We start from the raw sequence: 10,918 nt of genomic DNA, 5'->3' as shown, positions 1-10,918 counted from the left end.
TGTGCTGTAAAGTCATGTCTCGGCCCGATGAGGCATCGGGGCGTATAGCTCAGGCGGTTAGAGCGCTTCGCTGATAACGAAGAGGTCCCAGGTTCAAGTCCTGGTACGCCCACGGAACCTGTGCAGGTTTCAAACGGAGGTCAGGTTCGGATTCGTCCGTGGCCCGGGCCGGAACGGGGAGCATGTGAAGAAGTTGCTTGTAGTAGCAGCGGCGATCGCAGGTGTCCTGCTCTACCGGAAGGCACAGGAATCCGAAGCCCGGAAAACAGTCTGGAGCCAGTCGACCGACGCGGTGGACTAGGCCGGATACCCGGTTTGGAAGCTGGTCAAAGGCCTCCAGGATTCAGGGTATGATGGACGGGTTGCTTCTTATGGGGGCATGGCGCAATTGGTAGCGCACCTGCTTTGCAAGCAGGGGGTTCGGGGTTCGAGTCCCCGTGCCTCCACCATAGGAAAGTCCCGGTCAGCGGAAACGCGGGCCGGGACTTTTGCTTTCCATCTCCCACCGGGCCGGCCAACAGGGGTATGCAATGAATTTCTTCTTCGCGGCCCTCGGAGTCCTCGGCGTTGCTTCGTCCGGCCCGTTGATTGCAGCCACCCTCGGCGCCACCAGTGTGAGCGCCCTCGCCATCGCCTTCTGGCGCAACGCCATCGCGGCGGCCGTCATGGCCACTCCAACCCTGGTGCGGGAGCCGGGACAGTTCCGCAGGATAAACCGCCACGAGTTCCGCTGGTCCTTCGTGGCCGCCATCGCCCTGGCCCTGCACTTCGCCTGCTTCATCACCTCCCTGCAACTGACCTCCGTTGCCGCTGCCACAGCCCTGGTCTGCCTCCAGTCAGCCTGGATCGCGGTCTTCCAGCTCATCCGAGGAACCCGGCACCGCTGGCAGGTCCTGGCGGGCCTGGGCATCGCCTTCGGCGGCGTGGTCGCCATCACCGGGTTCGACCTTGGCTCCTCGTCCCAGGCGCTGCTGGGCGACCTGCTGGCCTTGGCGGGCGGTGCCCTGGCGGGCCTCTACACCCTGGCGGGTGGCAAAGCCCGGCAGAGCATGACCACGGGGACATACACCACGCTCTGCTACGGAATGTGCGCCGCCTTCGTTGCGGTCATGGCTGTACTGTCAGGGCAGCCACTGGCGGGCTTCGAGGCCGCTGGCTGGCTGGGCATTGCGGCGATCACTGTCTGTGCCCAACTGGTGGGCCACACCGCATTCAACCACCTGCTGGCCACCATGAGCCCGCTTCTCGTTTCGATGATCATCCTGCTCGAAATCCCGGGCGCCGCGCTGCTCGCCGCCCTGTTCCTGCACGAGACACTCCCTGCGGGGACCTACGCCGGACTCGGCCTGATCCTGGCTGGACTCGCCGTCGTCGTTCTTGGCCAAAGGAGCGGCAGGGGCAACAGGCGCGGAACGGCACCCGGGGAAGAACCGCCGTCGGACCGTCCGCTTGTGGAGCTCGGTACGGACTGAAGGCTACTGTCCGCCGCGGCGGACGGGCTGCGCCGTATTGACGGTGTGGATTGCGCGCAGGAGCTTGGCCGGGAAATACACCGAGAAGAACACCACCATGGGGGCCTTCAGCGCCATCTTCCGGACGTTGTGGGCCTTGTACGTCCGGTCGAACCGGGTGACGTAATAGCGGTAGTCGCGCGGTGAATCCTCCAGCCGCCGTGCAGACATGCCGGAGACCATTTGCGGGCAGTAGCGGACCGGAAGGTCGTGGTCGGCCAGGTGCAGGGACAAGTCGATGTCCTCGTGCATCTCGTCCTTCTCGTCCCGGCAGGTCTCGTCCCTGATGGCCTCCCACGCACTGGCGCGCAGGGCCATGTTGGAGCCGAACAGGAAGTGGTACTGGTGCTTGGCCAGCTTCAGCATGAGCTGGCGCATTTTGTCGTCCGCTTTGAGGCCGAACCGTCGCATTGGCATGTCGTAGTAGACCACCGGGCCGGTGGCAGCCTGGACGGCGGGGTCTGCGAAGGCCTTCTGCACCTGCTCCACCCAGTCCGGCTCCAGGACGGAGTCGGCGTCGATGCGGCCGAGGATGTCCCCGGTGGCATTGTCCAGGCCGAAGTTGCGGGTGGGAATCAGGCCCTGTTCCTTGTCCTGGCTCAGCAGGAGGATGCGGCTCTCGGGGTACTCGAGCTGCATTTGCCGGACAATGGCGGCGGTGCGGTCCTTGGAGAGGTTGTCCACCACGACGATCTCGTGGGCCGGAACGGACTGGTATATGGCAGCGATGAGGCACTGCCGGATGACGCTCTCCTCGTTGTACGCCGGGATGACGATGGATACGCGGAGCTGCACGGCTGCGTCGTTCAAGGCATCCCCAGAGTTAGGTTGGCTGGCATCAGTTCAAATCTAGCATCCGCGCCTTTCCCGCCGGCGAAGCGCAGGCACGCAAAAGGGGCCCCGCCGAAGCGGAGCCCCTGGCAGTAGCGGTGACTAGGCTTCGCTGGTGCCCTTGTCGTTGTTGCCGATGTTGGAAGCGATGTTCCTGGTGGCCGTCTTGGCGTCGGTGGCTACGTCAGAGGTGCCCTCGGCTGCATCCTCTGCCACGTGCTTTGCCTTGTCAGCGGTTTCGGAGGACTTTTCCGTGGTGGCATCGGCGGCGTCAGTGGCCTTGTCAGCAGCAGCACCGGCAGCAGAACCAGCAGCAGCTCCGGCTTTGTCAGCGGTTCCGGCCGTCTCTTCCTTCACGTCGCTGACAGTGGTGGCCGGCACCGGAGCGGGCGTCGGGGTGACGGGCGAGGGGGTCTTCCACGGGTCTTCCACCGGCTTGGAGGCCTTCCACGCGGCCACGCCGGCGGCAACTGCCGCAGCGACGACACCGAAGACCAGCCAGCCGCGCTTCTTGGGCTTTTCGGGCTGGGCAAGCTGAACGCCAACGGTCCGGCCTGCCTCGGTGGCAGCTGCCTTCAGCTGGGTGCCGGTGGCCTGGGCCTGTTCCTGGAGGGCATGGACGAGTCCTACGTCGCCCAGCTTCTGCGCTACTGCGTCCACCCGGGCCGGTGTGTTCTCAAGGGTGCGGTGCACTGCCTCCGAAGCGGCACCGATCTGGTCCGAGAGACGGGGCAGGTATTCCACCACCACACGGTCACGGGCGTTGAGGACAACCGGGGTTGCCTTGTCCAGGGCTTCGTGCAGCTTGGGCGATGCGCCCTCCACAACGTCATTGATCCTGGGGGCCAGGTGGGCCAGCCCGTCCTGGATACGCGGCGTCACCGTGGCCACGCCGTCAGCCAGGTTGTGCGCCGCGGACTTGAGCCCTTCCTGGATCTTGGGAGAGGCGGTATCCAGGCCGTGCTGGAGCCGCGGAACCGCCCACTCCACGGCGGCTTCCACGCGCGGAGCCGCCCAATCCTTGGCATTTTCCACCGCACTGGTGACCGACTGCTCAAGGTCACGGGCAATACGATCCGATTTCTTCACAACTACCTCCCGATTAATGTGACGGTTCTGTCGCTAGCCTACGTGTCCAGATCTTCACGGGCTATTCACTCTGCGGATTTTAGGGAGATTTCACCCAGCGCGGAACTGCTGCCGCAGCCAGCCCTGCCCATAGGTGCCATGGAAGAATGGGCCCTATGACTGCCATCGCAACTGCAAAAGCAACCATCCACACCAGCCTCGGCGACATCGTGGTTAACCTGTTCGGGAACCACGCCCCCAAGACGGTCAAGAACTTCATCGGCCTCGCCACCGGCGAGCAGGCGTGGACCCACCCGGAGACCGGCGAGGACAAGACCGGAACCCCGTTGTACAACGGGACGATCTTCCACCGGATCATCAAGGACTTCATGATCCAGGCCGGCGATCCCCTGGGCCGCGGTACGGGCGGACCCGGCTACCGCTTCGATGACGAAATCCACCCGGAGCTCAGCTTCAACCAGCCCTACAAGCTGGCCATGGCCAACGCCGGCATCCAGATGGGCAAGGGAACCAACGGGTCACAGTTCTTCATCACCACCATCCCCACGGACTGGCTCCAGGGCAAGCACACCATCTTCGGTGAAGTGGCTGACGATGAATCCAAGAAGGTGGTGGACGCAATCGAGGGTGTCCGTACCGGCATGGGCGACCGTCCCGTCGAGGACGTCACCATCAACAGCATCGACATCGAAAAGCTGTAACGTCCGGGCATGAGTTACGGAATTCCGTCGGCTGAGCCGTCCGCCCAGGTTCCGGTGTGCCCGCGGCACCCGGACCGGCCCTCGTACGTGCGCTGCCAGCGTTGCGGCAGGCCGGCATGCCCCGAGTGCCAGCGGGCGGCCGCCGTCGGATTCCAGTGCATTGACTGCGTCAACGAAACGCAGCGGACGACGCCGGAGGTACGGACGGTCTATGGCGGCGCCGTCGCCACGGGCCGGCCTTTGGTGACGTTCGGCATCATTGCCGCCTGCGCGGTGCTGTACGTGCTGCAGTGGCTGGTCCCAAATGATGCGATCTACCAGAGTTTGGGCTTCGCGAACGTGTACGCGGAGCCGCGCTGGGGCGAGTTCGAGCCCTGGCGGATGCTGACCTCTGCCTTCCTGCATTCGCAAGGCTTCATCCTGCACATCGCCCTCAACATGTACATGCTCTGGGTGTTCGGCCAGGCCCTGGAGCCGCTCCTGGGGCGGCTGCGGTTCCTGGTGCTCTACCTGGTGTCGGCATTTGGCGGCTCAGTGGGCTATCTTCTCCTCACACCGCTTTATGCACCCGGCCAGCCATTGTATGGAGTGGTGGGTGCGTCCGGAGCGATCTTCGGCCTGTTTGGTGCCATGCTCCTCATCCAGCGCCACCGCGGCGGGGACACGCGCCAGCTCTGGGTACTCATTGCCATCAACGGAGTCATCGGCTTCCTGATCCCCCAGATCGCCTGGCAGGCGCACTTGGGCGGCCTGATTGCAGGCGGCCTGTGCGCCGCGGTCTTTGCCTATACCCCGCGCGGCCGCAGGCAGGGACTTATCCAGGCCCTCGGCGTCGCAGCGCTTCTGGCGCTGCTCGTTGCGGTGAGCTGGGTCCGCGTAACCCTCTAGCATTTCCCTGGCGGATTCGGCCTCACGCATGACCCCGGTACCGGAAGGTACCGGGGTTTTCGTTTTCCACAGCTGTTTTCCACAGTGTTAATAACTTACATGCCTGTAGTTCTTGAAGGTTCTGGCCCTGATCCCCGGCGGGGCGTGCTGGCGTCTCCAGCACCAGGCGTTTTTTCCACATCTGTGGATAACCTGTGGGGATACTGGTGTGCGTAAGTGGATAAACCGGCGGTTCGGCCCAGGGATGTGGATATTCCGGCGTGTGAACGGAAGATCAGGGACGTTCTGCCCTGTACAGAGGTCCCTTTCAACAAGTTATGCACACTGTTAATAACTCACAGCCCTGTAGTTAGCCCGGGCAAAGATGCCGCGAGACTAGGCAGGAACCGCACGGGGTGCGCTCTTTCCCCGAGGTTTCCCACAGCTGTGGATAAGTTGTGGGTATTGCGATGTTGGTAAGTGGATAAGCGTTCCCCATCCGGGACGGGCGAGATCCTAAGATGGTTACCTGCCACCTCAGGATCGACACGAAGGACCGCCGTGACGCGCACAACCGAGCACCTCTATCTCGACAAGCAGCACCCGGCCTTGTGGAAGGCCATGAGTGCACTGGGACTTCAGGTGCAGGGAGCCGCAGAAGAGGCAGGCATTGGCAGCGGTCTGCTGGAACTCCTCAACGTGCGCATTTCGCAGATCAACGGCTGCGCCTACTGCCTGGACCTCCATGTCCGCAAGGCCAGCGAGGCCGGCGAGACGGCGCAGCGGCTGGCGGTGCTGCCGGCATGGCGGGACACGGCCTTGTTCACGGACAGGGAGCGGGCTGCCCTGGCCCTCGTGGAAAGCATTACGGAGCTGCCGGACCAGCAGTCCAGGGAACGGGAGGAGGCGTTCGCCCGCGAGTGCCTTTCCGCCGAGGAGTATTCCGCCGTGAGTTGGCTGGCCGTGACCATGAATGCCTTCAACCGTGTCTCCATCACCAGCCACCACCCGGTCCGGCGCAACCGTCCCTGAGTTTCGGGGCGCAGAACCTGCCTTATCCACAGGTATTCCACACTGTTAATAACCGCATGGCGGGGGCAGGTTTCCCGTGCCGGGTCGGTGGCAGGCCGGGCGGCGGGTGGAATGCCGGAGTCCGTGGAAAGTTCTCCACAATGTGGATAACTTTCCCAACAGCTGGGGACAACCCGGGCGGGCGCGGCGGCTGGGACCGCGCGGGACAGTCAGGACGGCCAGATCCCGGACGATCCGCGCCGGTGGCTCGCCAGCAGGTGGGTATCCACGATCCCCACTGCTTCCATCAGGGCGAACATCGTGGTGGGTCCCACAAAGGAAAAGCCCCTCTTCCGCAACGCCTTGGACAGGGCGATGGATTCCGGGGATTGCGTGGGGATGTCGGCGGGCCGCACCGGCGCCGGCGTACTGGCCGGGCGGAAACTCCACACGAAATCCACCAGTCCGCCATCACCGCGGAGATCGAGCGTGGCCTGCGCATTCCTGATCGTCGCGGCGATCTTGAGGCGGTTCCTGATAATGCCTGCGTCCTGCATCAGGCGGTCAACGTCCGCTTCGCCATAGCGCGCCACGGCCTCGGGGTCGAAGTCCGCGAACGCGGCGCGGAAGGCAGGGCGCTTGCGCAGTATGGTGGCCCAGGACAGGCCTGCCTGGAAACCCTCCAGGCAGATGCGTTCGTAGAGCCCCTGCTCGTCGGTGACGGGCAAGCCCCATTCATGGTCGTAGTAGGCGCGCATGAGGGGATCGGTGGAAGCCCAGGCGGGCCGGGCGAGGCCGTCCTCGCCCACAATGACGCCAACGGGATCGGGAGCCAGTTGGATCCTCCTTGAAGCGGCGGGAACAGCAGGAGCCAGGCTAGGAACGCCAGCGGGTGGTCATCAGGAAGCCGATGATGGCGATGCCGAAGCCAGCCACGATGTTCCAGGACTGCCATGCCTGGACCGGGAAGCGCCCCTCGCTGATGTAGAACGTGATGATCCAGAAGAGCCCGATGATCATCAGTCCGAACATCACAGGCTTGAACCAGACCGGGTTGGGCTTGTAGGCCTGGGGGGCAGCCGGCTCGGCGGTGCTGGCGGTCTTCTTGCGCGGCTTTGACTCGGGCACTGGCTCTCCTTGGCGGGCTGGGCAAGCTCGGCGTCCCGGGCTTGATATCCTGCAAGAAGGAAGTTGCCAGCGGTCTGCGCGATCTTGGTCAAATCTGGATTCTTACTAGCAGCCAATTCTAGCGGCAGTTCATGGGCAGCAAGTGCCCAGCCTTAACGTCCGAGGAGAGCGCGTGGTATTGCAGGAGAAGGCAGTGCGTACTGCCGCCCCGGCACCGCGCCGCGCCTTGCTCCACGGTACAGTCCAGGTGCTGGGTGAGCTGCTCATCACCGCTGGGATTATCCTCCTGCTCTTCGTCGCGTGGCAGTTGTGGTGGACCAACGTCGAGTCGGATGCCAGGCAGAGCCAGGTCATTAGGGAATTCGCCCAGGACCTGGCCGCCCCTGCCACCACTGAACCGGCGCCCGGCGCCACAACTCCGCCGGCCGCTGCCGAGGACTTCGGCAAGCCCGTGGTGGGAACGGCCCCCGGGCATGCCGGAACGATCGGCATCATGTACATCCCCAGGTTCGGCCCCAGCTACACCAGGCCCATTGTGCAGGGAACCAGCCAGGACGTCCTGGACACCCTGGGCCTGGGGCATTACAGCAACACGGCCATGCCGGGTGCGGTAGGAAACTTCGCTGTGGCAGGCCACCGGCAGACACATGGTGCCGTGCTGGACAACATCCACACCCTGGTACCGGGCGACAAGATCTACGTACAGACAAAGGACGGCTTCTACGTCTACGTCTTCCGCAACAACCAGATAGTGTTGCCCTCGCGCACCGACGTCCTTGAACCGGTACCGATGCAGCCCGGTGTTGCCCCCACCGAAAGCTACCTCACCATGACCAGTTGCAACCCCCGCTTCGGCGCCGAAGAGCGCATCATCGCCTACGCCCTGCTGGATAGCTGGCGTCCCGGATCGGCCGGACCGCCGGCCGAAATCGCGGCGCAGGTGGCAGCGGCAACGGGACGGAGTTGAGCATGTACGCCTGGATCTTCCGCCACCTCCCTGGGCCGCTTTGGCTGCGGATCGTCTTCGCACTGGTACTCATTGCCGTTGCACTGGTATTGATGGTCCAGTTCCTTTTCCCCTGGATGTCACACCTCACCCCATTCACCGACTCAACGATTGGTTCCGCAGACCAGCCATGACAACCAAGATCCTGGTAGTGGATAACTACGACAGCTTCGTCTACACCCTGGTGGGCTACCTCCAGGAACTCGGCGCCGAAACCACCGTGGTCCGCAATGACGACGTCACGCTGGCCGAGGCCATTGAACTGGCCAGCACCCGCGACGGCGTCCTGATCTCCCCGGGCCCTGGCAATCCCGCCGAAGCCGGCGTCTGCATCGAACTGATCAAGTGGTGCGGCGAGCACAGCGTTCCCATGTTCGGCGTGTGCCTGGGCCACCAGGCCCTGGCGGAGGCTTTCGGTGGCAAGGTGACGCACGCCCCCGAACTCATGCATGGGAAGACGTCGCTGGTGGAACACATCGGCACCAGCGTCTTCGCCGGCCTGCCCTCCCCCATCACCGCCACCCGCTACCACTCCCTGGCGGCCGTGCGGGATTCCATCCCCGATGTCCTGGAAGTGACGGCACAGACCGCATCCGGCGTGGTCATGGGCCTGCAGCACCGGACCGCACCCCTCTGCGGCGTGCAGTTCCACCCCGAATCAGTGCTGACCGAGGGCGGCTACCAGATGCTGGGCAACTGGCTGGAGTCGCTCGGCATGAAGGGTGCCGCCGCCCGCGCGGCGAGGCTGAGCCCGCTCATCCAGCACTGAGCCCGCTCGTTAATCAAAAGCAGATCAGGCGGGCCTGCCAAGGCCCGCCTCTGTCAGCCCTTCTTCGTTGACGTCGGCGTCGGGGTCGGCGTCGGGGTTGGCGTGGGTGTTGGCGACGGCGGTGCCTTGGCCACCACGACGGTGACGGTCTTACCCTGCTCCACCGCGGCGTTGACGGGCTCACTTTGGTCGGTCACCCTGCCGGGCTCCACCTGCGAGTTCTCCACCTCGATCACTGCCGGTACCAGGCCCAGCTCCTTGAGTGCGGCCTCCGCCTCTTCCCGGGTCCGGCCGCGCAGCTCCGGAACCGCCACCTTTCCGGTGGAGACCACGAGCTCGACCGTTGTTCCTACACCAACGCTCTGCCCCGGGGCAGGGCTGGTGGTGATGACGATCCCGGCCGGGACGGTAGCGCTGTTCGCCGTCGTGGTGGAGGGAGCCCCCACCAGCCCCACTTGCCGCAGGATGTCGCGCGCAGCCGCTTCCGTCTTCCCTGGAAGGCTGTCCGGGACCTTCACGGAGCTGGGGCCCTCGGAAATGTTCAGCACCACTTCGGCGCCGGGATCCAAGGTGGCACCGGCCGCCGGATCTGTTCCGATGGCTGTTCCTTTGGGGACGGTGTCGTTTTGCGAGCGGGCGATCTTGGGCTTCAGGTTCGCGTTGTACAGTTCCTGCAGGGCGGCGGTCTCGGTCATGGCGGCCACCGCAGGTATCTGCACCTTTGGCGGCGGCGGCGCGGGGCGGTTGACCGTGGCGTACAGCCACAGTCCGGCGCCCGCAAGCACCAGGAGCGTGAAGACCACCAGGGTGGCAATCCACGCACGACGTCGGGAATTCCGCCGGGCGTTCCGCTCACCATCCGGCCGCAGTCCAAGGGGCTCCGACTCCGCCGCGGTGCGCCCGTCCAGTCCATTCGCGGGAACCAGCGGTCCGTCGTCGTCATGGAACATGGTTGCAGCGGTCAAGATGCCGGTGGGCGCATCATCCGGGACGCCGGCGCCAGTGGCGGCAAGAGCCTCAGTGGCCGGGGCCGGGGGTGCGGGAACGTGGTCGTTGGGGTCGGTGGGGGTTTCCGATGCGGGAAGGGCAGGAACGGCAACTCCGGCCCGGGCGGCCCGCAGGGCGCGGCGGAAGGCAGCGGCATCCTGGAAGCGGTCATCGCGGTTCTTCTGCAGCGCCTTGGCAATCACGCTGTCCAGCGCGGGCGACACGTCAGGGTTGAGGCTGCTGGCCGGTTCCGCAATTTCGCGCACGTGCTGGTACGCCACCGACACCGGGCTGTCGCCGATGAAAGGCGGCCGCGAGGTCAGCATTTCGTAGAGCAGGCAGGCGGCGGAGTAGAGGTCGCTGCGGGCGTCCACGGTTTCGCCCCGGGCCTGTTCCGGCGACAGGTATTGGGCGGTGCCCACCACCGCCTGTGTCTGGGTCATCGTGGCCGAGGAATCGGCGATGGCGCGGGCGATCCCGAAGTCCATCACTTTCACCGAATTGGTGCCCTCGCAGTACATCACGTTGGCAGGCTTGATGTCCCGGTGCACGATCCCGGCTTTGTGGCTGTACTCCAGTGCGCCGAGCACGCCCAGGCAGTAGTCGATCGCCTGCCCGATGCTTACCTCGTTCGCGCGGATCAGGTCGCGGAGGGTCCGGCCCTCCACGTATTCCATCACGATGTACGGCACGCGGACATCCTCGCCGGAGCCGTCATGGACCAGGTGCTCACCGGTGTCGAAGATGGCAACAATCGAGGGATGGTTCAGCGCAGCAACCGCCTGCGCCTCCCGCTTGAACCGTGCCTGGAACTGGGGGTCCCTGGCCATATCCGGGCGGAGCAGCTTGATGGCGACCGTGCGGCCCAGCCGGGTGTCGGTGCCGCGGTAGACATCGGCCATGCCGCCCCGGCCGATGAGGCCGCCCAGCTCGTACCGGCCGCTCAGGATGCGCCGGTTATCCACCGGCAGGCTGTCCTCCCGGTGCAACGGTGTGCGTGGTGACTCATTCACTGGTG

General features: G+C 64.9%; 12 protein-coding genes and 2 tRNA genes. 9 read left to right on the top strand and 5 right to left on the bottom strand.

Annotated features, from left to right (window positions below; translation table 11 throughout):
• Positions 1–38 precede the first annotated feature (38 nt).
• From AC2JAJ_RS07960 to AC2JAJ_RS07945, 4 genes are all read left to right on the top strand, one after another.
• Positions 39–112: transfer RNA gene (locus tag AC2JAJ_RS07960), tRNA-Ile, on the top strand.
• 72 nt (positions 113–184) lie between these two features.
• Positions 185–301, top strand: a complete 117-nt coding sequence (locus tag AC2JAJ_RS07955; protein WP_486416255.1) for a DLW-39 family protein — start codon at positions 185–187, stop codon at positions 299–301.
• 72 nt (positions 302–373) lie between these two features.
• Positions 374–449 (top strand) — tRNA-Ala (locus AC2JAJ_RS07950).
• 81 nt (positions 450–530) lie between these two features.
• Entirely contained in the window at positions 531–1,472 is a 942-nt protein-coding gene (locus AC2JAJ_RS07945) for a DMT family transporter (protein ID WP_486416256.1), read from the top strand.
• Positions 1,473–1,475: 3 nt separating this feature from the next.
• Here the strand turns inward: AC2JAJ_RS07945 and AC2JAJ_RS07940 are convergent, their stop codons facing one another.
• Both AC2JAJ_RS07940 and AC2JAJ_RS07935 read right to left on the bottom strand, forming a co-directional pair.
• Positions 1,476–2,321 (bottom strand): glycosyltransferase family 2 protein, encoded by an 846-nt coding sequence (locus AC2JAJ_RS07940; protein WP_486416257.1) that lies wholly within the window; start codon positions 2,319–2,321, stop codon positions 1,476–1,478.
• 123 nt (positions 2,322–2,444) lie between these two features.
• Positions 2,445–3,431, bottom strand: a complete 987-nt coding sequence (locus tag AC2JAJ_RS07935) for a hypothetical protein (RefSeq protein ID WP_486416258.1) — start codon at positions 3,429–3,431, stop codon at positions 2,445–2,447.
• Positions 3,432–3,586: 155 nt separating this feature from the next.
• Here AC2JAJ_RS07935 and AC2JAJ_RS07930 point away from each other — a divergent pair, with 155 nt between their 5' ends.
• The 3 genes from AC2JAJ_RS07930 (at position 3,587) to AC2JAJ_RS07920 (ending at position 6,031) form a co-directional block, all read left to right on the top strand.
• The gene (locus AC2JAJ_RS07930; RefSeq protein ID WP_221384438.1) at positions 3,587–4,132 is read left to right on the top strand and encodes a peptidylprolyl isomerase; all 546 of its coding nucleotides are present in this window, start codon (positions 3,587–3,589) and stop codon (positions 4,130–4,132) included.
• A gap of 9 nt (positions 4,133–4,141) precedes the next feature.
• Positions 4,142–5,020: a rhomboid family intramembrane serine protease gene (locus AC2JAJ_RS07925; protein ID WP_221384439.1), complete on the top strand. Its 879-nt coding sequence runs from the start codon at positions 4,142–4,144 to the stop codon at positions 5,018–5,020.
• Positions 5,021–5,620: 600 nt separating this feature from the next.
• Positions 5,621–6,031, top strand: a complete 411-nt coding sequence (locus AC2JAJ_RS07920; RefSeq protein ID WP_221384758.1) for a carboxymuconolactone decarboxylase family protein — start codon at positions 5,621–5,623, stop codon at positions 6,029–6,031.
• A gap of 209 nt (positions 6,032–6,240) precedes the next feature.
• On the opposite strand, the gene AC2JAJ_RS07915 is transcribed toward AC2JAJ_RS07920, so the two are convergent.
• Positions 6,241–6,846, bottom strand: a complete 606-nt coding sequence (locus AC2JAJ_RS07915) for a DNA-3-methyladenine glycosylase I (RefSeq protein ID WP_486416719.1) — start codon at positions 6,844–6,846, stop codon at positions 6,241–6,243.
• Between the two features lie 40 nt (positions 6,847–6,886).
• On the bottom strand, positions 6,887–7,138 hold the full coding sequence (locus AC2JAJ_RS07910; RefSeq protein ID WP_221384440.1) for a cell division protein CrgA: 252 nt from the start codon (positions 7,136–7,138) through the stop codon (positions 6,887–6,889).
• 172 nt (positions 7,139–7,310) lie between these two features.
• On the opposite strand from AC2JAJ_RS07910, the gene AC2JAJ_RS07905 reads away from it, so the two are divergent.
• Both AC2JAJ_RS07905 and AC2JAJ_RS07900 read left to right on the top strand, forming a co-directional pair.
• Entirely contained in the window at positions 7,311–8,105 is a 795-nt protein-coding gene (locus AC2JAJ_RS07905; RefSeq protein WP_486416259.1) for a class E sortase, read from the top strand.
• A 169-nt stretch (positions 8,106–8,274) separates the two neighbouring features.
• A complete protein-coding gene (locus AC2JAJ_RS07900) occupies positions 8,275–8,913 on the top strand; it encodes an aminodeoxychorismate/anthranilate synthase component II (RefSeq protein WP_486416260.1) in 639 nt (212 codons plus the stop codon).
• A 53-nt stretch (positions 8,914–8,966) separates the two neighbouring features.
• On the opposite strand, the gene pknB is transcribed toward AC2JAJ_RS07900, so the two are convergent.
• Entirely contained in the window at positions 8,967–10,913 is a 1,947-nt protein-coding gene (pknB, locus tag AC2JAJ_RS07895; protein ID WP_486416261.1) for a Stk1 family PASTA domain-containing Ser/Thr kinase, read from the bottom strand.
• Between the last annotated feature and the right edge of the window lie 5 nt (positions 10,914–10,918).

Source organism: Arthrobacter sp. MOO21, from assembly GCF_057369995.2.
Note: the sequence above shows the minus strand (reverse complement) of the source record. Positions and strands in the feature narration are given on the sequence as shown.